This window comes from Peptoniphilus obesi ph1 (assembly GCF_000311865.1).
In the GTDB taxonomy this organism is placed as follows: domain Bacteria; phylum Bacillota; class Clostridia; order Tissierellales; family Peptoniphilaceae; genus Peptoniphilus_E; species Peptoniphilus_E obesi.
In genome coordinates this window covers 478,993-503,335 of the sequence record NZ_HE978580.1, presented here as the reverse complement: position 1 = coordinate 503,335, position 24,343 = coordinate 478,993, and the positions used below count along the sequence as shown (strand labels likewise).

Sequence of the window (24,343 nt, the reverse complement as noted above, 5' to 3'; positions counted from 1 at the left end):
TTTGAACGAGACATTAAATTTATTTAAAACGCATAGAAGTATTAGACAATTTAAGAATGAAAGGGTAAGAGAGGAAGATATGAAAGCTATTTTTGAAGCCTACACTCATGCTCCAAGTTCTTTGGGATTACAAGAAGCTAGTATAATTCATGTAACAGACCAAGATTTAAAAAATAAAATTATGGAAATTTCTACTCAAGAGTATATAAAAGATATTCCAGAGTTATTTATTTTTGTGGCAGATATTTATAGAAATAGACAAATAGCTATAGAAAGAGGATTTGAAATAGAAAAAAAACCTAGCCTAGAAATGCTTATTCAAGGTTTTACTGATTCGATAATTGGGGCAGAAAACATGGCAATTGCGGCTGAAAGTTTAGGACTTGGCGTTGTATATTTGGGTTCTGTTCTTAATGATTATGAAAAGTTAATTGATTTATTAGATCTTCCAAAATACACTTTCCCAGTTGTTGGAATGGGAATGGGTTATTCAGACCAAGATCCACAAGTTAAGCCAAAGATGAGCATAAAGCTTAGATGTTTTGAAAACAAATATGAGACTTATGATAATTATCTAGAAGAACTGACAGGTTATGATAAGGAAATGAATAATTATTATGATACAAGGGCTAACGGGAAAAGATCAGATGACTTTACTAATATAGCTGGTAAATTCCATTACGCTTTATTGAAAAATAAGAGCCAAGTTTTGGATGCTTTAAGAAAACAGGGTTTTGATGTAGATTAAAAATACAAAAGCTAGTCAATTATATGTTGACTAGCTTTTTTTCTATCCTATTATTTTTTTGAGCATTTTTAATTATTTCTATCATTTTTTGCTTGCTCTTGTCAGATTCGATGCTGACAATAATATTTTTCTTTTCTCCGTCCGCTTTCATCATAAGTGATTTATCTTTTTTATTGGAATAGATGCTAGATATTTGATCGTAAGATAAGTAAATATCCCCAATAATTATTCCATCTTCATAAGACCCTACTACAGTTCCAAACTTGTCTCTACCTAGTTTGAATGAGTTTTTATTAGAAACAGAGTAAAGATTGAAGTTATCTTCTTCTTTTAGCTCAGGGAAGGCTCCGTAGCTAAGACTTAAGAAAAAGATAAATAAAATTAAAACAAGGCTTGGAATAGAGACCAAAGAATTTATGAAGTCATTATCTCTGATAAATAAAATTTGAATCATATATAAGTTTATGAATGCTAAAAAAACTATATAAACTAAAAATTTTAGGATATAAGGCAGTTTAGAAATTTTTAAACCTTTTAGGGATAAAACTTTTCTGTATTTTGGGAAAAGATCTTCCATGGTTGTTAAGAATAAATAATTTGACATCATCCAAATTGCCATATAAATTGTCGTGCCTTCGATTAAGGGTTCTAGATGCAAGATTCCTGAAAATAAATAAGGAAAGGCTATAGAAATAAGAATAATAAAGCCGGTCTTATAAGTTACTTTGTTCATATTTACCTCCTAATATTATATAGATTATATTATTTAGTAAAATAAATTACAAATATTGTTTTATTTTAAAATTGCTGGGTATATTTATAATGAAAAGAAAAAGAATTTAAAAATATTTAGGGGTGAGACCGATGAAAAGTCAGTTTGTTAGCTTTTCAGAAGAAAAGGAAAATTTAAAAAGATTATAGTGAATTGATTTTTTTGGCAGCTAAATGCTGGAGCAAATAAGACTTATCTTATATATAAAAAGCTATAATCGAAAATAAAACTAAATATTGTTTATTAAAGCTAACCTCGAGTTAGCTTTTTTTGTTAAGGAGGAATTATGATAAAAGTTAGAAGAATAATATTATTACTTGCCTTGCTTGTTTTTATTCCGACTAAGGTCAAGGCTAATTCTATTGTAGAATCATATCAAAGAATTATTTTAGAAGAAGGATCATCCTATAGACCTCAAACTTATGATTTATATAATATAGACGGACAAAACTACATAAGCATAAAAGACCTGGCTAGGCAGATTTTAAGCGAAAATTCAATTTACATTGAATATGATAAGGACAAGGACTTAATCCTATTTAAGGATGGTTTGTATGGGCTAAGTGATTATAAGAGAGCTGATGTATTTAAAAGTTATCACTACGACAAAAAAGACTTAGCAGACTTAAAAACAATAGAAAAAGATATAAAAGTCACTAAAGACGGTGGAAAAAATATAGCTAAGATAAGTGGCTACAATATCAATGGAATAAACTATATAAAAATTAGAGATCTTGCAGAGTTTTTAGATTTCTCTCTTTATTATGATTATGTTAAGGACAATTTGATAATTGATTTAAAAAGTCCCTACAAGTTTGAAAGCAGGGAAGATTTTATCAAAAATCACAAAAAAGAATATTTTAAGTTAAATGATTTTATTATGCCTCTTATAAAGAAGCCAATTATGTTTGCAAATTTGATAGCAGATGGGGACCAAGATGTAATATGTACAGACTGTTATAGGCAAAGTCTTGTGAATTTAAGAGATGATTTTACTGTAGAAATAAATAATAGGGACCATAAATTAGTCGACTATAATTATTATCCAAAGATTTATGAAGAAATGGAAAATGCAGCTTATGCTAGTAATGAGATAATATATAATTTAGATTTGATGAAAGAAGGAAGGAAAAAACCTCCTTATCTTGATGATTATATAAAAGAGCTTGCAGCAAGCTTAGAGGCTATGCAAAAAGATTTAAATAGATATTCTAATTTCTATAAAAATTAGCTAAAAATAAATTTAGAAAATCTTTAGAAATATTTAATAATATTTTAAGCTTATCTGGGTAGGATTTAAGTAGGAGTTAAAGTGGCTTAAAATTCAAGCTTTAACCAGAAATAAATATTTGTTATAATTTACTTAGTAAAATTTAGGAGGTAATTATGAAGAAAAGATTTACAGCTTTATTTTTAGCACTAGTAATGTTATTTACAGTAACAGCTTGTAGTCCTAATTTTAAAGCCTATATGGACAAAACTAAAGAAGTTAACAACTGGGCTGGTGCCGAAGGAGTTGGAACTGGCGAAGTAACTGTTAGCTTCAAAGACGACGAAAGCAAAAAAGATATAAGCCTTAAAATTCCTGTAAGTGTAACAACTAAGACAGAAGGAAAAGATAAGGCTGAAGTAAAGCTAGTATATGATTTTACTGCTTTAAAAAATCTTGTAGCTCAAGAAGAACCTGATGCACTAAAAGATTTTCCTTTAAAAGACAAATTAGAATTAAATATGTTTGTTGATGCAAGTGATCCTAATAATACAAGAATGATCATGGATAAAGGATTCTTTAAGGCAATGACTGCTGGAGAAGAAAATGAATTTTTAGATTCCATTAAAGAAGAATATATTGAACTTCCAACAGACACAAACATGGGTCTTAACAAAAAAGCTATTGCATATCTTAACTCAGCAGAATTTGAATCTGATTTAATAAATTTTGCAGAAACTGCATTTAAAGGATTTGAAGCTAAGAATGATATCAAAGTTGATGGAAACAAATTTAGCTACGAAGCTGATATAAACCAATTAACTGATGATGGTGTAAATGCTCTTGCAGCAATGGTTAAAAACTGGGATTCAGCAAAAACTATTTTAGCTGATTTATTAAATAAAATGGGCGCTCCAGTAAAGGTTGAAGACCTAGATATGGACGCATCTGAATTTAATAAAGATGAAATTACAAAACAAGCTAGCGAAATAAAAGAAACTTTAAAGGGTTCAAAAGTTAAAATGGATACAGTTTTTGACAAAGATAAGGTAAAACAAAATATTAGCCTTTATATCAATGTTGAAAATGATTTTAAGATGAATATTAAAGTTAATTCTGAAACTAAGAAGAACGAAAGCATAAAAGTTACTATGCCAACTTCTGTTAAAAAATTAAGTCAAGATGAATATATTCAACTTACTATGCCGAACCAAGAACCAGTTATTTTTGTAACTATTAATGGAGATGCAGTTGAATTTCCAGACCAAGAACCTGTAATTGTTAATGATAGAACTCTAGTACCATTTAGGGCTCTACTTGAACAAATGGGTGCAACTGATATAACTTGGGACGCAGCTAACAGAACTGTTAGAGCAAAACAAGGCGACAAGGCGATAGCTCTTGAAATTGATAACAAGGTTGCAATTGTTGGAGATAAAAAAGTAGAACTTGATGTTCCTGCACAAATCATTGGCGATAGAACTATGGTTCCACTAAGATTTATATCTGAAAACTTTGGCTATACTGTAAAATTTGAAAAAGCTTCACCAATCTTCTATACAATTGAAGTTAATAATATAAGCGATGAAGAAATTCAAAAGAAACAAGAAGCTCAACTTAAAGAATTAGAAAAAGAAATGAAAACTGAAGATAAAGAAAAATCTAAAGAATCAGCAAAATCAGTTGGTATTATCGGTGGAGCTGATGGAGCGACATCAATACAAACAAAAGCAAAATAAAACAAATTAAAAGAAGGGTTTGACCCTTCTTTTTTTTGTGAAAAATATAAAACAAATACTTAAATTTATATTTTTAGTAAAAATTTTTATAAATATAGGATAAAGGCTTTATATAAAGCTTTCTTAAATTATTCACAAAGTTTACACTTATCCAAGCTGGATGCTTGTGGATAATGTGGATAAGCTTGTTAATACGATGTTTTACACAAATTCACTTGTTGATATTTATATTGTGTGTATTATAAGAGAAAGTGGCTTAAATACTAGCTTTAAAAAAGATTGAAAAAACAAATCGCTAAAAATCAACTGTTGATTATGTGGATAAGTATGTTTATAAAATAATAATGTCCAACTATTTATGAATATGTGTTTAAAATAAAAAAACAAAAATAAAAAAGGGACTTAAATCCCTTTTATTCATTATATTCAATCCATTCCATATAGAGTGCATCGAGTTCTTCTTGCAAGCTTTCTCTTTCCTTAGAGAGATCTTGAACAAGTTCTATATCTTCATAGGTTTCATTTTTAGATAATTCTTCTTCTATTTTTTTAACACGATCTTCTTTATCATGGATTTGATTTTCTAAATTTTCTAATTTTTCTTTTCTCTTCTTTTCTCTGTTTCTCTCTTCTCTGTCTAATTTCTTTTGGTTGGCAATTTGAGTTTTTGAAATCTCTTCTTCTTCAAAATCGTCATATTTTTTAGTTTTTTCTAAATAATAATCATAGTTACCAAGGTATTCATCCATCCTGTCCTGAGACATGGCAAGAATTTTATTGCAAGTAGAATTTAAAAAATACCTATCGTGGCTGATTGAAATTACAGTTCCTTCATAAGAATTTAAAGCATCTTCTAGGACTGATTTTGAATCTATGTCCAAGTGGTTGGTAGGTTCGTCTAGTAAAAGTAGGTTTGCTCCTTTTAGCATGATTTTTAAAAGAGAAACTTTAGCTTTTTCGCCACCAGAAAGTTCATCTATTGTTTTAAAAATATCATCGCCAATAAATAAAAACTTGGCAAGGTAACTTCTGACTTCATAATGGTTTAGTTTTGGAAAATTATCCCAAATTTCATCAATTACTGTATTGTCTGAATTTAGGTTTTCCATTTCTTGGTCAAAATAAGAAACTATTACCCTAGAACCAAATTTAACTTCTCCTTGGTCCTTATCAAGTTTATTATTTAAAATCTTAAATAAAGTAGATTTTCCAACCCCGTTTGGTCCAATGATTCCGACCTTATCTTTTTTGTATACATTCATAGAGATATTTTCAAAAATAAGTTTTTCTCCATAGGATTTTTTCAAGTCCTCAACCATCAAAACATCGTGGCCAGAATCAAATTTTGGAATAAAGGATACATTTAAACTTTTCTTTTCTCCAGGTGGATCTACTTGTTTCATCTTATCTAAGAGTTTTTGTCTTGATTTTCCAGCCCTGATAAAACGGTCCCTTCCCATATTCAAATATCTTTTTATAATTTCTTCTTGTCTTTTTATTTCTCTTTCCTGGTTGAGATATTGTTTTTTTAATATTTCAATTTGTTTTCTTCTCTCTTTTAAGTAGACTGAATAATTTCCATTAAAGTGAGTTAGTTTTTTGTTTTCTAAAAGAGAAATCTTATTAACTATACTATCCAAAAAATACCTATCGTGGGATATTATTATTGCTGCTTTTTTATAGTCTTTTAAATATTTTTCTAGCCAGCTGATAGCATCTATATCGAGGTGGTTGGTAGGTTCGTCTAGTAACATTAAATCAGGCGATGATAAGAGAAGTTTTGCAAGGGCAAGTCTTGATTTTTGTCCTCCTGATAATTCATTTACAGACCTATCAAAGTCATCTTCAGTAAAGCCAAGTCCTATCAAGGCTCCTCTTATCCTGGAAGGGTAGGAGTAGCCGTCCAAGTCTTGAAATTTTTCTTGGAGTTTGCCGTACTGTTCAATATCTCTATCTAGGTTTTGATTGTCAGAATCTGAAATAGCATGTTCAAGTTTTCTTAAATTTTTTTCCATGGCTATTATATCTTTAAAAATTTCTTGGCATTCATTATATAGAGTGTTTTCTGAATGGATGTCTAATTGTTGTTCCAAGTAGCCTATTTTTATATTTTTTTTCATATAAATTTCACCAGAATCGCTGGAAATTTCATTTAATAAAATCTTAAAAAGTGTAGTTTTTCCAGAACCATTATTTCCAATTAGGCCAATTTTATCTGTGTCTTCAACAATCAAATCTACATCGTCTAAGATTTTTTCTGTTACATATGTTTTAGATAGATTTTTAATATTAATCAGCATATCGCACCTCGTTTTTAATTGTATCAAATTTTACAAATTAAAAAAAGATTGATAGAATTTATTAAGACTATTAGAAATAAGCTAAAATTTTAGGAAATTATTTATGAAATTTAGGATAAAAATTTTGTTTTTATATTAAAATTTAAAATGAAAATATAATATTTAAAATTATAGGAGAAGTTATGGATTTAAAAGAAATTGATGGAAATTTAGTTATTGAAGATATAGGAAGTTTTAATGTAGACCAGATTTTTAAATGCGGCCAAGCTTTTAGGTGGACAGAAAATGAAGATGGGTCTTTTACTAATGTTGCCTTTGGCAGGGTAATAAATATCTCAAGCTCAGATGAGGATAGGACAGTTACAATCAAAAATTCTAATATAAAGAATTTTTATAAGTACTGGTTTAACTATTTTGATATTATGAGAGATTATGACGAGATAAAAGAAAGGTTATCCAAGGATGAGACTCTAAAGGCTGCCATAGAATATGGAAATGGAATTAGAATTTTAAACCAAGATCCATTTGAAACTATAATAAGTTTTATAATCAGTGCCAACAATGGAATTAATAATATAAAAAGAAGTGTTGAGATGATTTCTAGGATGTATGGTTCTGAAATTGGATCTTACCAGGGAGAAACTTATTTTGCTTTTCCGAGCCCTCAAGAACTTTCTATTGCAAGACCTGAACAGTTAAGAGAATATGCGAGGGTTGGTTTTAGAGACAAAAGAATTGTTGAAACTGCAAAGATGATAAATAATAAGGAAATAGATCTTGATGCTATTCATAGAATGCCAATCGAAGAAGGAAGAAAGGAACTTATGAAACTTCCAGGAATTGGACCCAAGGTTGCAGACTGCGTTCTTCTTTTTGCCTTTAAAAAATCTGAATCTTTTCCGGTTGATGTATGGATAAAAAGAGTTATGGAAGTTTTATATTTGCACGAAGAAACTCCAAAGTCCAAGATAGCAGATGAGGGAAGAAGATTATTTGGAGATATTGCAGGTTTTGCCCAACAATATTTATTTTATTATGGAAGAGACCATAAGATAGGATGATTATTTTAGAATAATAAATTATTTAGACTAGCTTATATTTTAAGCTAGTTTTTTATTTCTTCTTAGTATATAAAAATTAAATTTAATACAAAGGTAAAAAATGGTAAAAAAGACTTGAAAAAATTTAAGTAATGTATTAATATACTTATTAGCACTTGAGATACATGAGTGCTAAAATATATTAAAGGATATATTAATTTAGGAGGCTCGAAATGAACTTAAAACCATTAGAAGATAAACTTGTAATAAAAAAAATAGAAGTGGAAGAAACTACACAATCTGGAATAGTACTTCCAAGCTCAGCTAAAGAAGAACCAAATATTGCTGAAATCGTAGCAATTGGAAGTGGCATTACTGAAGACGAAAAGAAAAAAGACCAAGTAAAAGTTGGCGACAGAGTTGTATTTTCTAAATATGCCGGAACTGAATTAGAACTTGATAAAGAAAAATATACCATAATTAAATTTTCTGATATACTTGCAGTTGTTGAAAAATAAGGAGTGATAAAATGGCAAAAGAAATAAAATTTTCAGAAGATGCTAGAAAAGGTTTAATCTCAGGAATTAACAAACTAGCAGATACAGTAAAGGTTACACTTGGACCAAAAGGAAGAAATGTTGTACTTGAAAAAGAATTTGGAGCTCCTTTAATTACTAATGACGGAGTTACAATAGCAAGAGAAGTTGATTGCGAAGATAAGTTCGAAAACATGGGTGCTCAACTATTAAAAGAAGTAGCTATAAAAACTAATGATGTAGCAGGAGACGGTACTACAACTGCAACACTATTAGCACAAGAAATTGTACTTGAAGGTGCTAAAAACTTAGCTGCTGGAGCAAATCCAATGGTTTTACAAAAAGGTATAAGAAAAGCAGTAGATAAAACAGTAGAAGAATTAAAAAGATTTTCTAAACCAATAGAAACTAAAGAATCAATAGCACAAGTTGCATCAGTATCAGCTGGTGATGAAAATGTTGGTAAACTTATTTCAGAAGCAATTGAAAAAGTTGGAAAAGATGGCGTTATCACTATCGAAGAATCAAAATCTACTGGAACTAACCTAGAAGTTGTTGAAGGTATGCAATTTGATAGAGGATATTTATCTCCATACATGGTAACTGATTCAGAAAAAATGGTTGCTGAATTAGAAAGTCCATACATCCTAATAACTGATAAGAAAATTACAAATATCCAAGACCTTCTTCCAGTATTGGAACAAGTTCTTAAAGAATCAAAACCATTATTAATTATCGCTGAAGATATAGAAGGCGAAGCGTTAACAACTCTTGTATTAAATAAATTAAGAGGAACAATAAATGCAGTAGCTGTTAAGGCACCAGGATATGGCGACAGAAGAAAAGCTATGCTAGAAGATATAGCAATCCTTACTGGTGGTAAAGTGATTTCTTCAGACCTAGGTCAAGAAATAAAAGATGCACAAATTACTGATCTTGGTAGAGCAGCAAAAGTTAATGTTGAAAAAGACTTAACTGTTATAGTTGATGGTGCTGGAGACAAGGCTGCACTTGAAGATAGAACAAACACAATTAAAAATCAATTAGATAATACAGAATCTGAATTTGATAGAGAAAAACTTCAAGAAAGACTTGCAAAACTTTCAGGTGGAGTTGCAGTAATCCAAGTTGGTGCAGCTACAGAAGTTGAACTAAAAGAAAAGAAATTAAGACTAGAAGATGCTCTATCAGCAACAAGAGCAGCAGTTGAAGAAGGTATAGTTCCAGGTGGTGGAACAGTTCTTGTAAACTGCATCAAGGCTGTTGAAGAAATAGCAGAAAAAGCTGAAGGCGATGAAAAAACAGGAATCAAAATTATCCTTAAAGCATTAGAAGCACCTATCAGACAAATTGCTATAAACGCAGGACTTGATGGATCTGTAATTCTTGAAAAAGTAAAAGGACTTCCAGAAGGCGAAGGCTACAATGCAGCAACTGATGAATATACAGACATGATTAAAATTGGTATAGTTGACCCAACTAAGGTTACTAGATCAGCTCTTCAAAATGCAGCATCCGTTGCATCAATGATATTAACTACAGAAGCAGCTGTATCAATAATTCCTCAAGAAGGAATGGACCCAGCAGCACTTGCAGCAGCAAATGCAGGAGCTATGGGCGGAATGATGTAAAAAAAAGATTATAAATAATATATAAGAAAGGGCTATTTATAGCCCTTTTTTAATGTACTAAATTACTTATAGAAATTTTAAAAGATTATAAGAATAAAATAAAAAAACATTTAGAATAAAAAATCTTATAGATTTTACAATTAGTAAAAATATTTGACTATTAAATCATAATATGTAAAAATATATTTAATATCCTAAAATTAGGGTAGAAAATTATTGTAAGCTATTATAATTGTACGTTAATTCTCTTTAAAAATTTCAAGCAAGGGAAAACGTAAACAAAACTACTTAATTACTTAATAGGAGGGAATTATGAATAAGAAAAGACTACTTAGTATGTCTCTTGCAGTTCTAATGATGGCATTAGTGCTAACAGCTTGTGGTGGATCTAACAACACAGCAAGTGATGGAGGAGAAGCAGGAGCAAAAGATGAAAGTTACATTTCAATAGCAACAGGTGGTACAGGCGGAACTTATTATCCACTAGGTGGAGCTATGGCAACAGTATTAAACAATGCTGATATAGGAGTTCAAGCCAATGCACAATCAACTGGAGCATCAATTGAAAACGTAGAATTAATACATAATGGAGATGCAGAACTTGCATTTATCCAAAATGATGTTGCTTACTACGCTTTTAAAGGAGAAGAATTCTTCGATGCAAATAAACAAGTTGAAGGATCAGAAGCTACAGCAGGAGTTTATGATGATTTAAGAGGTATCTGCTGTGTTTATCCTGAAGTTGTTCATGTTATAGTTTCTAATGAATCTGGAATAAAGACTGTAGAAGATTTAAAAGGTAAAAGAGTTGCAGTTGGAGCTCCAGGATCTTCAACAGAAGTAAATGGTAGACAAGTTGTTGAAGCTTACGGCTTAACATATGATGATTTTGCAAAAACTGACTACTTATCATTCTCAGAATCAGCAGACCAAATTAAAAATGGTCAAATAGATGCAGCTTTTGCAACAACTGGTGTTCCAACATCTTCAATTACAGAACTTGCAACAACTTACGATGTAAGTTTCTTACCAATAGATGCTGAAAAACTTAGTCAATATCCATACTACAGTCCTGTGGAAATTCCACAAGATGCTTACAAGGGAATGACAGCACCTGTAAATACAGTTGCAGTTAAGGCTATGCTAGTTGTTAATAAATCAATGTCAGATGAAACTGTTTATAATATAACAAAAGCTTTATTTGAAAACTTAGATACAATAGCAGAAGCTCACGCAAGAGGTAAAGATTTACAACTTGAAACAGCACTTGAAGGTATGAGTATAGACGTTCATCCAGGCGCTCAAAAATACTTTGATGAACAAGCTAAATAATTTAAACTTTGACAATAAAGAGGGCAAGATTTTTGCCTTCTTTATTGGTCTTATACTTTTAATTTTACTAGCACTTAGTTTAATAAAAGTTGATACGCTAGTAATGAGAGATAAATTTGATGGAAATATACTTGCCACTAGAAAACTAAAAGCTGATTCTTATATTGGAATTATATATAAGCATTCTGTAGAAAAAACTACTACCAGCGAATGGTATAGGATAGAAAATGGAAAATTAATTCTTATGGAAGAAAGATATAAGTCTCAAGGTGCTGGACTTCCTACAGAAACGAAGTATAAATTTAAACATACAAAAGATTCATTTGTACTCTATGATATAAACTTACCTTTTGAAGAAGTGGTTTATAGGACTGGTATGGTAATAGCCAATCATAGGCTCAATATAGATGGCAAGGAAGAATATTTTACAGATTTCTCAAGAAAAAGACAGGCTATTGCATTTACAGTAGAAAAAATTCCGTTTATAGAATTTATAATTAGGAGGTGCATTTATGGTTAAGAAGAAAGATGACAATATTAAGAAAAATGATGAAATTATCAACGAGCAAAATATAGATTCTGATAATACTGCCAATGTTGATGATTTATTATCACAATATGACAAAGATACATCAAGGCTAAGAAAACCAGTTGGTATTTTAGCAACAGTTATTACTGTTATTGCAATTTTAATGAGTATATTCCATTTGTATACAGCTGCTAGGGGAACACTTCTAGCCATGAGACAAAGATCACTACATATGATATTTGCTTTTGTTTTAGTATTTTTACTTTATCCAGCGACAGAAAAATCAGATAAGAAAAAAGCAAATATTTTAGACTGGATTTTTGTAATCTTAACAGTCGTTGTTTGGGGCTATGTATTCTTTAATGTTGAAACCATAACATTAAAGGGTGGTAAGTTATCTCAAATGGATATGATATTTGGATTTATAGGAATACTTGTGACTCTAGAAGCAACAAGAAGATCGGTTGGACCAGAACTTCCGATAGTAACTATAATATTCTTACTTTATGCATATTTTGGAAGGTCTATGCCGGGCATGTTAGCTCATAGAGGATTTGATATAAGAAGAATTGTAGGACATATGTATTTTACAACTGAGGGTATAATGGGTACACCTTTGGGAGTTTCAGCAACCTTTGTATTTATGTTTATACTGTTTGGTTCCTTCCTTGATAAGACTGGTGTAGGTCAATTCTTTATAGATTTTGCCTATGCTTTAACTGGATCTACAAGATCAGGTCCTGCTATGACATCAGTTCTTTCATCAGGACTTATGGGATCAATCTCAGGATCATCAGTAGCAAACACAGTAACAACAGGTGCTTTTACAATTCCACTAATGAAAAAAGTTGGATATAAACCATATTATGCAGGAGCAGTAGAAGCGACCTCATCAACTGGTGGACAGATTATGCCACCTGTTATGGGTGCAGCTGCCTTTATCATGGCAGATTTTACTGGTCTTAAATATATAGATATAGTTAAAGCTGCTATTATACCTGCTGTTTTATATTATGTTGCAGTTGGTACAATGGTACACTTAGAAGCTTGTAAGCTAGGTCTAAAAGGTTTACCAAGAGAAGAATTACCAAGACTTTCAAATATATTTGTTAAATCTGGTTATCTAGTTATACCTCTAATAGTTATCATAACTATGTTAGTTCAACAAAGAACTCCAACATATGCAGCTCTTGGCGGTATAATAACTGCAATAGTTGTCGCAGGAATAGCTTCTCTGATAAAGAAGGATAAATCTTTTACCTACAAGGAAATTTTGGGAGCACTTGAATCTGGAGCAAAATCTGCTCTAGGAGTAGCTTGTGCCTGTGCTTGTGCTGGAATGATAGTTGGTGTAGTAACACTTACAGGTTTTGGTCTAAGAATAGCTGAACTTATAGTTAAGATAGCTCAAGGACAATTACTACCAACTCTTATCCTAACAATGTGTGCATCAATAATATTAGGTATGGGACTTCCAACAACTGCAAAATATATAGTACTTGCAACTATGGCAGTTCCAGCAATTACAAAACTTGGTGTAAACTTAATGTCTGCTCACTTATTTATCTTATACTTTGGTGTTGTAGCCGATGTTACTCCACCAGTTGCACTTGCAGCTTATGCTGGTGCCGGAATAGCAGGAGCAAACTCTATGCGAACCGGGGTTCAGGCCTTTAAGCTCGCCATAGGAGCCTTTATAATACCATATATATTTGCTATAGATTCTCACTTAATTATGGTTAAAGAAATAACTGGAACAACAGTTGAATGGTTACCAATGGTTACAGCACTTCCAACAATTGCATCAGCCCTTATTGGAACATTCTGCTTGGCAGGATTTATTGAAGGTTATGTAATAAAGAAATGTAAGATTTGGGAACGTGCATTACTATTAGTTGCAGCACTTTCACTATTATCACCAGGTTTAAAAACAGATATTATTGGACTTAGTGCTTTAATTTTAGTATTTGTTGTTCAAAAATTTATAAGAAAAGAAGCTGTAGCTTAAAAGAAAAAAGTAAAAGAGGTCATTTAATGACCTCTTTTTTATGCAATAAACTAATCGATTTAAAATCTAGTTTAATATTTAAAATTAGCTAAGATTTAAAAATAATAATTTGATATTTATTTTTCAAAATTAAAATTTTCAAGATTTTTTATAATTTGAAGAAGAAGTTCTTTACCTTTTTTTAGAGACTCAACAGGAAGTAGTTCATATCTTCCGTGGTAATTGTAACCACCAGTGAATATGTTAGGGCAAGGAAGTCCCTTATAGGAAAGACTTGCTCCGTCAGTACCGCCCCTAATTGGAGATATCAATGGTTCAATTCCAACTTCTTCCATTGATTTTTTTGCAAGTTCTATTATTTCCATATGAGGTTCAATCATTTTTTTCATATTGTAGTAACTATCTTTTATTTCTAAATTGATGAGGTCGCCGTATTTTTTATTTAAAAATTCAACTATTTCAATCAATAAATTCTTTTTAGCTTCAAATTTTTCCATATCATGGTCTCTAATTATATAGCGCATTTCTGTATTTGAAACACTTCCTTTAATTCCTTCTAGTAAATAGAAACCTTCGTAGCTTTCAGTGTATTCAGGTCTCATATTAACAGGAAGCATATTGTGCAGTTCCATAGCTAGAAGTTGAGAATTTATCATGATATTTTTTGAAGATCCAGGATGAACTCCTTTTCCTTCAATAGAAATCTTTGCAGAAGCAGCATTAAAGTTTTCATACTCTAATTCTCCTAGAGGTCCACCATCAACAGTGTAGGCAAAATCTGCATCAAAGCCTTCTACATCAAAGTGGTCAGCCCCTCTTCCAATTTCTTCATCAGGAGTAAAGCCAATCTTTATATCTCCGTGTTTTATTTCTGGATTCTTAACTAGGTGCTCAATAGCAGAGACTATTATTGCTATTCCTGCCTTGTCATCAGCACCAAGAAGGGTATTTCCATCAGTAACAATAAGCTCTTGTCCAACTAAATCATTTAAGAAAGGAAATTCAGAAACTTTAGTAGTATATTTTTCGTTAAGCTTTATGTCGCCGCCTTCATACTTTACAATTCTAGGCTTAACATTTTTACCGCTCATTTCAGGAGAAGTATCCATATGAGCAACAAAACCAATTTTTGCTAAATCCTTATCTGTATTTGATTCAAGATGAGCATAAACATAACCCTTGTCGTCAATTCTCGCATTATCTAAGCCAAGTCCTTTTAATTCTTCAACAAGATATTTTCCAAGTTCTAATTGGATTTTTGTAGAAGGAACAGTTTCAGAACTATCATCAGATGTTGTTTCAAAACTTGTATATTTTAAAAATCTTTCAACTATATCCATTTTCAATCGCCTCCATAAAAAAATTATATCATAATATAAAATCTTATATAATATTTAGCAAAAATATTTTTATTAGTAATAATTTAAAAACAGGTCTAGCTTTTAAAACAATCTCAAATTATATATAATTATTACAAAAGATGAAATGAGGTAAATCATGGAAATTACAAACAATGCTTTTACAAATGGAGTATTTTTATTATTAATATTAGGAATAACATATCATTATATAAAAAATAAAAAATATCAACTTGCCATAGCATTTGCTATTTTAGCAATACTATATGCAATTTATTTTTATAGAGAGTGGTTGCAATGAAAGCAATAGTTGTTGGTGGTGGGATATCTGGCATATTTACAGCCATAGAACTTAAAAGATCGGGATTAGACGTTTTAGTTTTGGAAAGAAAAGATCGAATTTTAAAAAAGATGCTTGTAACTGGAAATGGCAGGTGCAACATCACTAATGCAGATTTAAGCTGCGATAACTATAACGATAAAGATTTTGTTAAGCCGTCCCTAGAATTAAACGACAACGGAGACTTTAGAAATTATTTAAAGAGCTTGGGAATAATCACAATAGAAGAAGAGTTTGGAAGAATTTACCCAATAACTTTAAAGGCTCAGACAGTTGTAAACCAGCTTTTGGCAGAAATAGAAGATCTTGGAATAGAAATTTTGACAGAAAGTTTTGTTTTAGATATTAAAAAAGAAAAGGGTAAATTTATAGTCTCTACCAATGAAGAGACTTACCAGGCAGATTTTTTAATCTGTGCAGCTGGTGGGTCTTCTGCTCCAAAACTAGGAACTGATGGGAAATTTTACAAACTTTTAGAAAGACTTGGTCATAAAAAGACTGAAATTTATCCAGCTTTGACTCAAATCAATTTAAAATCTAAATACTTAAAACAGATTTCAGGAGTTAAGGTAAATGGAAAAGTTCTTTTAAAAAGACAAGACAAAATCTTAAAAGAAGACCAGGGAGAATTACTTTTTACAAAATATGGAATAAGTGGTCCACCAATTTTAAATATTTCTAAATATGTAAATATTTATAAAAATGAACTATCCATAAGCATGCCGCTTATAAATATATTAAAAGGAAAAGATGAAAAAGCTTTAAAAGAAGAAATTATTGGATCTTTTTATCTCTTAAACCATTACAGCCTGGAAAGATGGCTGATGGGAATTCTCGATAAAAAACTGATTAATATGTTATTAGATAAAACGGGTTTTGATAAAAATATAGCCTTATCAAATTTGGACCAAAATGATTTGTATAAGATTTTAGAAAATCTTTTTTCATTTGAATTCCAAGTCTTATCAACAAGAGATTTTGAAAATTCTCATGTCAGCATGGGTGGAATTAGTTTAGAAGATGTAGATAAAAATAATATGATGTCAAAAAAAATAGAAAACTTATATATTATAGGTGAGCTTTTAGATATAGATGGAGATTGCGGCGGCTATAATATACAGTGGGCATTTTCATCTGCACAAAGCTGCGCAAGAGATATTGCAAACAAGATAAATTAATAATAAAATATTTTTCTAATTTACTTTAGCTTTTAATAAGCTGCTTGTCTTAAAAGACTTGCAGCTTTTTTCTTTAATATAATTTTTGAATAATTATTTTATTTTAATAAAAAGAAGTGATGATATAATAAAAAAGGGTAAAGTGTTATTTTTCACAAGTTTTACCTATTTATTTTGTATCATTAATAAATAAGATAATAGAATTTAATTTTAATTTATATATAAGAGATGCGTGATCGGAGGTAGTATGTTTTATTTAAAGAAATTACTAGAAAAGCATGGCAATATTGATGTTTCAATTGTTGGAACGGGTCTTATGGGAAAATCTTTAATAAGTCAGCTTAATTTACTTGATAATTTTAGACCAGCTATTGTTTCATCAAGACATATAGAATCGGTAATTTTTGCCTTGGATAGAGCTGGAATTGAAAAAGATAAAATAAAAATAACAAATGATTTGGAAGAGGCTAGATCATTTTATAAAGAAGGTTACTATATAGCTAGTGAAAATATAGATATTTCTACAAGTCTTGGAGACTGTCTTGTAGATTGCACGGGAGATACTGAGGCTGGGGCAATGATGAGCCTTAAGGCTATAGAAAATAAAATGAATATAGTCAGTCTTAATGTAGAAATGGATGCGACAATTGGACCTATCTTAAAAAAGATGGCGGACCAAGCTGGCGTAGTATATTCTGGAACGGCTGGCGATGAACCTGGTGCTATTATGGAAATTTATGAATTTGCAAAATTTGCAGGTTTTGAAGTTTTGGCACTTTGTAAGGGAAAAAATAATAAATTAAATAATTATGCTAGCGTAGAAAGTTTGGAAGAAGAAGCTAAGAAAAAAGGACTTAATCCTAGGATGCTAACTTCTTTTGTAGATGGAACAAATACAATGATGGAACTTAATGCAGTTTGCAATGCGACTGGTTTTGTGCCAGATGTAAGAGGTTGCCATTTCTTTACTACATCAAAAGAGACAATAGCAAAAGATATAGATTTAAAGGAAAATGGATCTAAGCTTAATTCATATGGGATAGTTGATTTTGCTGCAGGCGTTGCTCCAGGAGTTTTTGCAATTGTAAGACCAAAAAATGGAATGATTGAAAATGAAATGAAATTTTTACTTATGGGAGATGGTCCAAATTTTGCAATTTATAGACCATATCATTTAACAAGTATAGAAACTCCAAGTTCAATAGCAAGGGCAGTTTTACTTAAAGATTCAACTATTGCTCCTGTTAAGGGTTCTGTTGCTGAAACAATTACTATTGCAAAAAGAGATATAAAAAAGGGAGAAAAGATTAATGGCATAGGATCTAATGACACTTTTGGTCAGCTTGAGAAAAAACATATCCAAAAAGAAGAAAATTTACTTCCTATAGGGCTTTTGGTAGGAAATGTCATAGCAAAAAAAGATATAAAAAAATCCCAAGCCATAAGCTATGATGATGTAGAGCTTGACTCTTCTTCAATCATTTGCGAACTAAGAAGAAAACAAGATAAACTTATCGTTGACTAAATTATTTTTTTAGTATAGAATAATCATCACTAAATAGAAATATATAAACGATGATAAAGACCGGTATATAAAAATGAGCTTTAACAGAGAGTGCTTGCTTGGTGAAATAGCACAAAATCATTTATATACGAATCAGCTTTTGAGTTTAAAGCTTGTCACTTTCGACAACCAGAGTTATTTAAATAATTAGGGTGGTACCGCGGATTTATTCGCCCCTTTCTTCGGAAAGGGGTTTTTTTATTAGATAAAGGAGGAAAAGATGAAGGTATTTGATGAACTTTCAAAAAAATCTGTAAAAGACAGAGAAGTAGAAATATCAAAATATTGGAAAGATATAGATCTTCTTCACAGATCTGTAACAACAAGAGAAGGTAAAACACCATACATTTTCTATGAAGGACCTCCAACAGCAAACGGACGTCCAGGCATACACCATGTCATGGCAAGAACCTTAAAAGATATGACTTGTAGATATAAGACAATGCAAGGCTATAAGGTTAATAGAAAAGCTGGTTGGGATACTCATGGTCTTCCAGTAGAAATTGAAGTTGAAAAGAAGTTAGATCTTCACAATAAACAAGATATACAAAAATATGGAATCGCAAAATTCAATGAAATGTGTAAAGAATCTGTATTTGAATATGAAAAAGAGTGGAGAAATTTAACAGAAAGAATGGCTTATCTAATCGACTTAGATGACCCATATATAACTCTTGATAACAATTACATTGAATCAGTATGGCATATACTTAATTCTATGTTTAAAGATGGATTAATTTATGAAGGTCATAAAATACTTCCATACTGCCCAAGATGTGGTACAGGACTTGCATCTCACGAAGTTGCTCAAGGTTATGAAGAAATCAAAACAACAACTGTTACTGCTAAATTTAAGCTAAAAGACAAGGATGAATACTTCTTAGCTTGGACAACAACTCCTTGGACTCTACCATCAAACGTAGCACTTACAGTAAACCCTGATGCAGATTATGTAAAGGTGAAATTTGAAGATGAAATCTATTATCTTGCTAAGGAACTTGCTCCTAAGGTATTAGATGGAGATTATGAAGTTTTAGAAAATATGAAGGGTAAAGACCTAGAACATATAGAATATGAACAACTTCTTCCTTTCATTCATGCAAATAAAAAAGCCTTCTTTGTAACTTGTGCTGATTATGTAACTATGGAAGATGGTACTGGTATTGTTCACACTGCACCAGCTTTTGGGGAAGATGACTATCAAACTGGAAGAAGATATGATCTACCAGTTCTAAATCCAGTAGATGAATCAGGTAAATTTACTCAAACTCCATGGGAAGGCACTTTTGTAATGGATGCAGATCCAGAAATAATAAAATATCTTGCAAAAGAAAATAAAATATTTAAAAAACAAAAATTTACTCACAACTATCCACACTGTTGGAGATGCCATACACCACTAATTTATTATGCTCACCCATCTTGGTATATAGAAGTAACTAAGTTTAAAGATAAATTAATAAATAATAACAATGGTGTAAATTGGTTCCCAGATTTTGTTGGAGATAAGAGATTTGGAAACTGGCTAGAAAACTTAAATGACTGGGCAATTTCAAGATCAAGATATTGGGGAACTCCTCTACCAATCTGGAAATGTGAATGCGGACACGTAGAAAGCGTTGGATCAAGAAAAGAATTAGCTGAAAAAGCAATTGAAGATATAGACGAAAACATAGAACTACACAAACCATATGTTGATGATGTTCATCTAAAATGTGAAAAATGTGGAAAAACTATGACAAGAGAACCAGATGTAATTGACGTTTGGTTTGACTCAGGTTCTATGCCTTTTGCACAATGGCATTATCCATTTGAGCACAAGGATGATTTTGATAAATTATTCCCAGCTGACTTTATATGCGAAGGTATTGACCAAACAAGAGGTTGGTTCTATTCACTACTAGCAATCTCAACCTATATGACAGGAAAGAGTCCGTATAAAAATGTCTTGGTAAATGACTTAATTCTTGATAAAAACGGCAAGAAGATGTCAAAATCTAAGGGCAACACAGTAGCTCCATTTGAATTATTTGATAAATACGGAGCTGATGTTGTTAGATGGTATTTGATGTATGTTTCACCACCATGGGCTCCTACAAAATTTGATGAAGATGGCTTAAGAGAAATAGATTCTAAATTCTTTAGATCACTTAGAAATATCTATAATTTCTTCAGCCTATATGCAAATACTGATGGAATTGATCCAAGAGAATTTGATGTAGCTTATGAAGACTTAGATGAAATAGATAAGTGGTTATTATCTAAGAGTAACAGTCTATTAAAAGCAGTTAAAGAAGATATGGATAAGTTTGAAGTAACTAAGGTTGTTAGAGAAATCCAAGACTTTGTTATAGAAGACTTTTCAAACTGGTATATCAGAAGAAACAGAAGAAGATTCTGGAAAACTGATGTAGATAACGATAAAAAAGCAGTTTATAAAACTTGCTACGATACACTTTTAAATATTACAAAGATCATAGCTCCAGTTGTTCCATTTATTGCTGAAGAATTATATCAATCATTGACATCAAATGAATCAGTTCACTTGGAATACTATCCTGAAGCAAATGAAGATTTGATAGATAAAAAACTTGAGGAAAAAATGGACCTAGTAAGAGATCTTGTTACCCTAGGTAGAGCTTCAAGAGAAGAAGTTAAGATAAAGGTTAGACAACCATTAAACGAAGTAATAATTGATGGTAAATACAAAGATATCATTGGAGATTTAACTGAATTAATAAAAGAAGAACTAAATGTTAAAAATGTTGAATACAAAGATGACTTAACTGTATTTATGGAATACACTTTAAAACCTAACTTCAAGGTTGTTGGATCAGTTCTTGGACCAAAGATAAAACCATTTACTAAATATCTAAATGAAGTAGATGCAAAAGAATTTGTTGAAAAATTAAATGAAGGTCCAGTGACATTAGAACTAAATGGAGAAGAAACTCCAATCGAAAGAGATTATATTTTAATAGATATAAAATCTAAAGAAGGTTTTGATGTAACTGCTGATAAAAACCTATTTGTTATACTTGATACAGAACTTAGCCCAGAACTTATAAAAGAAGGTATAGTTCGTGAATTTATATCAAAAATCCAACAATTAAGAAAATCTGAAGACTTGGATGTGCTTGATAATATCAAGATAAGCTATGAATCTGATAAGGAAGTAGTAGAAGCAGTTAAAGAAAATGAAGATTTCATCAAAAATGAAACTCTAGCTCTTGAAATTGTAAATGAAAATACTGACTCAGAAGAAATAGATTTAAACTCTCACCCAAGCAAGATCAAGGTAGAAAAAGTAAATTAATTAATAAGAGGTGCGGAATCTTTTCCGCATCTTTTTTTATGAGGTTGATATGTTAGAAAAAAATAATTGGTCAGAAGAAAATTATAATATTTTATTAGACATGATTGAAAAATATAAATCAGAAAAAGACATTGATAAGTACGATAGAAACTATGTAGTAACAGACTGGGATAATACATCCGCTGCCTTTGATATACAAGAAAATACAGTTTTGTACCAAATAATTAGCTTAGACTATGCCTGCAATCCAGAAGAATTTGAAGAATTAATTTATAAAGATTTAAGGGACCAAGACCTTGATGAAGATACAAGAATTTTGATAAAAGATATAATAGACGATTTTTCTTATTTATATGAAAAAGGCTTGTCTTATAAAGACTTAAAAGATGATCCTATCTACAAAGATTTCCTAGCTAAATTTGCATATTTTATCTATGTTTTTGTAAATTCTTTGGACTATGCAAGGTCTGCTAGGAAGTTTTTACACACTTTTTATAAGATGACAGAAGACCAAGTAAGGCAACTTACAAGGTCTGCCATAAAATATTTCAAGGATTATCCAGATTATAGGATGAAACTCTCAGCAAGTTTATCAAATAAAAAGAAGATAGAAGTAGAATACAAAGTTGGTTTAAGAGAAATAAAAGACCAGGTTAATTTATTTAATAGTTTAAGAGAAGCCAATATAGATATTTATATCTGTTCTGCATCATCAATGCTACTTGTAGAAGAATTTTCATCTTCAGATTTATTTGCCTATAACTTTAAAAAGGGACAAACAATAGGACTTTTGCAAGAAAAAGATGGAGATGGAAAGTTTAGCCTAGACTTTGTGGAAGAAAATCTAACCTATTTAGAAGGTAAGGCTAATTACATGAAAAGCTTAGAAGAAAAATATAAAAAACCAGCAATTTTATATATGGGAGATAGCATAGGAGATTTTTATGCTCTAAGCTATCCAAATCTTAAAGCAGGATTGATTTTAGAATTTAAAGAAGCTAAATCTTCTAAGGATTTGATAGAAAAAATAAAAAGACTTGAAAATAATACAAAATATTTTTACCAAGAAAAAGATGAATATACAGGTTTATTTATAAATAAATAAAAATTTTCATGAAAAGTAAAAAAAGTATTTGACAAGTCAAAAAATAAATAGTAATATAAGCAACAAGATAAATAAACTTTATAAAAAGAAGAGTAGTTGATGGATATGATTACAGAGAACTTCGTTTGGTGAGAGAAGGAGATTAGAAGTCAGTGAACATGGTCTTTTTTTAGGAATTGTCGAATTATTTAGATGATTTCGGGTTTGCCCGTTATAGCAATAGAGTATGATGGTACTTGATGAGTTTATATGTGCGAGCATATAATAAATAAAGGTGGTAACACGAGCTTTCGTCCTTTTAGGATGAGAGCTCTTTTTTATTTCTCATTAAAGCTGTCAAATAAAAAATTTGGAGGAAATAAAATGAGTAAAGAATTTAAAAATTTAGAAACATTATGTGTGCAAGCTGGATATGATCCAAAAAATGGGGAAGCAAGAGTTGTCCCAATAGTTCAGTCTACAACATTTAAATATGATAATACAGATACAGTAGCAGACTTATTCGATTTAAAAAGTGCAGGATTTTTCTATACGAGACTAGGAAACCCAACAGTTGATGCACTTGAAAAAAGAATTGCAGCCCTTGATGGAGGAGTTGCTGCAGTAGCAACAGCATCTGGACAATCAGCAAACTTAAATGCAATTTTAAATATAACAAAAGCTGGAGACAATATTGTAGTTTTAAATAATATTTACGGCGGAACCTTTAACCTACTTGGGAGTACTTTAAAAAATTTTGGAATAGAAACAAGATTTGTTTCATCAAATGACCTTGAAGAAGCTAAAAGAAATATAGACGAAAAAACAAAATTAATATTTGGAGAAGTTTTAGCCAACCCAACAACAGCAGTTCTTGACATAGAAAAATATGCAGACCTTGCTCACTCACACAATATTCCGCTAATACTTGATAATACATTGACAACACCAGCCCTAGTTAGACCAATTGATTATGGTTGCGACATAGTAACTTATGCGTCAACAAAATACCTTGATGGACATGCAACTTCAATGGGAGGACTTATAGTTGATTCTGGAAAATTTGATTGGACAAAAGGAAATTATCCACAATTGACAGAAAAAGATGAATCTTATCATGGTCTAGTATTTACAGAACAATTTGGACCAGCTGCCTACGCTGCAAGGATAAGAACAGTTTACCTAAGAGACTTTGGAAATATTGCAGCACCATTTAATGCCTTCTTAACCTTAATCGGAATTGATACCCTAGCTCTTAGACTAGAAAGACATTCAGAAAATGCTCTTAAGGTAGCAAAATTCTTAGAAAGTCACGAAAGTGTAGAATTTGTAAGATATCCTTTCCTAGAATCTAGCAAAGACTATAAACTTGCAAAAAAATATTTAAAAGGTGGCAGCGGTGTTATTTCATTCGGAATCAAGGGTGGAAGAGAAGAAGCAGCTAAATTTATTGATTCATTAAACTTAGTATCCTTAGTTGTCCATGTTGCAGATGTTAGATCATATGCTTTGCACCCAGCATCTTCAACTCACAGACAATTATCAGATGCAGAATTAGAAAAGACAGGAATAAGTCCAAACTTAATTAGACTATCTATTGGAATAGAAAATGTAGAAGATATTATCGAAGATATAGATAATGCTTTAAGAGCATAAGA

Annotated in this window: 18 protein-coding genes; 15 read left to right on the top strand and 3 right to left on the bottom strand. The window is 30.9% G+C overall.

From position 1 onward, the window contains the following. The first annotated feature begins 1 nt into the window (after position 1). On the top strand, positions 2-748 hold the full coding sequence (locus tag HGPB_RS02215) for a nitroreductase family protein (RefSeq protein ID WP_036738027.1): 747 nt from the start codon (positions 2-4) through the stop codon (positions 746-748). Between the two features lie 19 nt (positions 749-767). Here HGPB_RS02215 and HGPB_RS02210 read toward each other — a convergent pair whose 3' ends face one another. Next, positions 768-1,481, bottom strand: a complete 714-nt coding sequence (locus tag HGPB_RS02210) for a hypothetical protein (protein WP_019132052.1) — start codon at positions 1,479-1,481, stop codon at positions 768-770. Between the two features lie 325 nt (positions 1,482-1,806). Here HGPB_RS02210 and HGPB_RS02205 point away from each other — a divergent pair, with 325 nt between their 5' ends. Then, positions 1,807-2,751: a hypothetical protein gene (locus HGPB_RS02205; RefSeq protein ID WP_019132051.1), complete on the top strand. Its 945-nt coding sequence runs from the start codon at positions 1,807-1,809 to the stop codon at positions 2,749-2,751. Positions 2,752-2,906: 155 nt separating this feature from the next. Next, a complete protein-coding gene (locus tag HGPB_RS08415) occupies positions 2,907-4,469 on the top strand; it encodes a stalk domain-containing protein (protein ID WP_019132050.1) in 1,563 nt (520 codons plus the stop codon). A 413-nt stretch (positions 4,470-4,882) separates the two neighbouring features. Here HGPB_RS08415 and HGPB_RS02195 read toward each other — a convergent pair whose 3' ends face one another. Next, the gene (locus HGPB_RS02195) at positions 4,883-6,769 is read right to left on the bottom strand and encodes an ABC-F family ATP-binding cassette domain-containing protein (protein ID WP_019132049.1); all 1,887 of its coding nucleotides are present in this window, start codon (positions 6,767-6,769) and stop codon (positions 4,883-4,885) included. A gap of 182 nt (positions 6,770-6,951) precedes the next feature. Between HGPB_RS02195 and HGPB_RS02190 the strand changes: the two genes are divergently transcribed. The 6 genes from HGPB_RS02190 to HGPB_RS02165 all read left to right on the top strand — a co-directional run bounded on the left by HGPB_RS02190 (position 6,952) and on the right by HGPB_RS02165 (position 13,845). After that, positions 6,952-7,830, top strand: a complete 879-nt coding sequence (locus tag HGPB_RS02190) for a DNA-3-methyladenine glycosylase family protein (protein WP_019132048.1) — start codon at positions 6,952-6,954, stop codon at positions 7,828-7,830. Positions 7,831-8,042: 212 nt separating this feature from the next. Then, positions 8,043-8,327, top strand: coding sequence for a co-chaperone GroES (locus tag HGPB_RS02185; protein WP_019132047.1), 285 nt, complete (start codon positions 8,043-8,045; stop codon positions 8,325-8,327). An 11-nt stretch (positions 8,328-8,338) separates the two neighbouring features. Further along, positions 8,339-9,976, top strand: coding sequence for a chaperonin GroEL (gene groL, locus HGPB_RS02180; protein WP_019132046.1), 1,638 nt, complete (start codon positions 8,339-8,341; stop codon positions 9,974-9,976). 312 nt (positions 9,977-10,288) lie between these two features. Then, the gene (locus HGPB_RS02175) at positions 10,289-11,308 is read left to right on the top strand and encodes a TAXI family TRAP transporter solute-binding subunit (protein WP_019132045.1); all 1,020 of its coding nucleotides are present in this window, start codon (positions 10,289-10,291) and stop codon (positions 11,306-11,308) included. Then, positions 11,292-11,828, top strand: coding sequence for a DUF1850 domain-containing protein (locus HGPB_RS02170; RefSeq protein WP_019132044.1), 537 nt, complete (start codon positions 11,292-11,294; stop codon positions 11,826-11,828). Before HGPB_RS02175 ends, HGPB_RS02170 begins: the two co-directional genes overlap by 17 nt. Further along, positions 11,821-13,845: a TRAP transporter permease gene (locus tag HGPB_RS02165; RefSeq protein ID WP_019132043.1), complete on the top strand. Its 2,025-nt coding sequence runs from the start codon at positions 11,821-11,823 to the stop codon at positions 13,843-13,845. Before HGPB_RS02170 ends, HGPB_RS02165 begins: the two co-directional genes overlap by 8 nt. A gap of 116 nt (positions 13,846-13,961) precedes the next feature. Here HGPB_RS02165 and pepT read toward each other — a convergent pair whose 3' ends face one another. Then, positions 13,962-15,185 (bottom strand): peptidase T, encoded by a 1,224-nt coding sequence (gene pepT, locus HGPB_RS02160; RefSeq protein ID WP_019132042.1) that lies wholly within the window; start codon positions 15,183-15,185, stop codon positions 13,962-13,964. Positions 15,186-15,342: 157 nt separating this feature from the next. On the opposite strand from pepT, the gene HGPB_RS08765 reads away from it, so the two are divergent. The 6 genes from HGPB_RS08765 (at position 15,343) to HGPB_RS02135 (ending at position 24,341) form a co-directional block, all read left to right on the top strand. Next, positions 15,343-15,504, top strand: coding sequence for a hypothetical protein (locus HGPB_RS08765; RefSeq protein WP_019132041.1), 162 nt, complete (start codon positions 15,343-15,345; stop codon positions 15,502-15,504). Further along, the gene (locus HGPB_RS02155; protein WP_019132040.1) at positions 15,501-16,721 is read left to right on the top strand and encodes a BaiN/RdsA family NAD(P)/FAD-dependent oxidoreductase; all 1,221 of its coding nucleotides are present in this window, start codon (positions 15,501-15,503) and stop codon (positions 16,719-16,721) included. Before HGPB_RS08765 ends, HGPB_RS02155 begins: the two co-directional genes overlap by 4 nt. 247 nt (positions 16,722-16,968) lie before the next feature. Then, positions 16,969-18,246 (top strand): NAD(P)H-dependent oxidoreductase, encoded by a 1,278-nt coding sequence (locus HGPB_RS02150; RefSeq protein ID WP_019132039.1) that lies wholly within the window; start codon positions 16,969-16,971, stop codon positions 18,244-18,246. 259 nt (positions 18,247-18,505) lie between these two features. Further along, the gene (ileS, locus tag HGPB_RS02145) at positions 18,506-21,601 is read left to right on the top strand and encodes an isoleucine--tRNA ligase (RefSeq protein ID WP_019132038.1); all 3,096 of its coding nucleotides are present in this window, start codon (positions 18,506-18,508) and stop codon (positions 21,599-21,601) included. 49 nt (positions 21,602-21,650) lie between these two features. After that, on the top strand, positions 21,651-22,706 hold the full coding sequence (locus HGPB_RS02140) for an HAD family hydrolase (RefSeq protein ID WP_019132037.1): 1,056 nt from the start codon (positions 21,651-21,653) through the stop codon (positions 22,704-22,706). 363 nt (positions 22,707-23,069) lie between these two features. Beyond that, positions 23,070-24,341, top strand: coding sequence for an O-acetylhomoserine aminocarboxypropyltransferase/cysteine synthase family protein (locus HGPB_RS02135; protein ID WP_036738157.1), 1,272 nt, complete (start codon positions 23,070-23,072; stop codon positions 24,339-24,341). Positions 24,342-24,343 lie beyond the last annotated feature (2 nt).

Bases quoted from the DNA above. Each gene is read 5' to 3' on its own strand.
- HGPB_RS02170 (WP_019132044.1), top strand. From the start codon at position 11,292: ATGAACAAGCTAAATAATTTAAACTTTGACAATAAAGAGGGCAAGATT.
- HGPB_RS02210 (WP_019132052.1), bottom strand. From the start codon at position 1,481: ATGAACAAAGTAACTTATAAGACCGGCTTTATTATTCTTATTTCTATA.
- HGPB_RS02135 (WP_036738157.1), top strand. From the start codon at position 23,070: ATGAGTAAAGAATTTAAAAATTTAGAAACATTATGTGTGCAAGCTGGA.
- ileS (WP_019132038.1), top strand. From the start codon at position 18,506: ATGAAGGTATTTGATGAACTTTCAAAAAAATCTGTAAAAGACAGAGAA.
- HGPB_RS02165 (WP_019132043.1), top strand. From the start codon at position 11,821: ATGGTTAAGAAGAAAGATGACAATATTAAGAAAAATGATGAAATTATC.
- HGPB_RS02150 (WP_019132039.1), top strand. From the start codon at position 16,969: ATGTTTTATTTAAAGAAATTACTAGAAAAGCATGGCAATATTGATGTT.
- HGPB_RS08415 (WP_019132050.1), top strand. From the start codon at position 2,907: ATGAAGAAAAGATTTACAGCTTTATTTTTAGCACTAGTAATGTTATTT.
- HGPB_RS08765 (WP_019132041.1), top strand. From the start codon at position 15,343: ATGGAAATTACAAACAATGCTTTTACAAATGGAGTATTTTTATTATTA.
- pepT (WP_019132042.1), bottom strand. From the start codon at position 15,185: ATGGATATAGTTGAAAGATTTTTAAAATATACAAGTTTTGAAACAACA.
- HGPB_RS02195 (WP_019132049.1), bottom strand. From the start codon at position 6,769: ATGCTGATTAATATTAAAAATCTATCTAAAACATATGTAACAGAAAAA.
- HGPB_RS02140 (WP_019132037.1), top strand. From the start codon at position 21,651: ATGTTAGAAAAAAATAATTGGTCAGAAGAAAATTATAATATTTTATTA.
- HGPB_RS02175 (WP_019132045.1), top strand. From the start codon at position 10,289: ATGAATAAGAAAAGACTACTTAGTATGTCTCTTGCAGTTCTAATGATG.
- groL (WP_019132046.1), top strand. From the start codon at position 8,339: ATGGCAAAAGAAATAAAATTTTCAGAAGATGCTAGAAAAGGTTTAATC.
- HGPB_RS02190 (WP_019132048.1), top strand. From the start codon at position 6,952: ATGGATTTAAAAGAAATTGATGGAAATTTAGTTATTGAAGATATAGGA.
- HGPB_RS02155 (WP_019132040.1), top strand. From the start codon at position 15,501: ATGAAAGCAATAGTTGTTGGTGGTGGGATATCTGGCATATTTACAGCC.
- HGPB_RS02185 (WP_019132047.1), top strand. From the start codon at position 8,043: ATGAACTTAAAACCATTAGAAGATAAACTTGTAATAAAAAAAATAGAA.
- HGPB_RS02205 (WP_019132051.1), top strand. From the start codon at position 1,807: ATGATAAAAGTTAGAAGAATAATATTATTACTTGCCTTGCTTGTTTTT.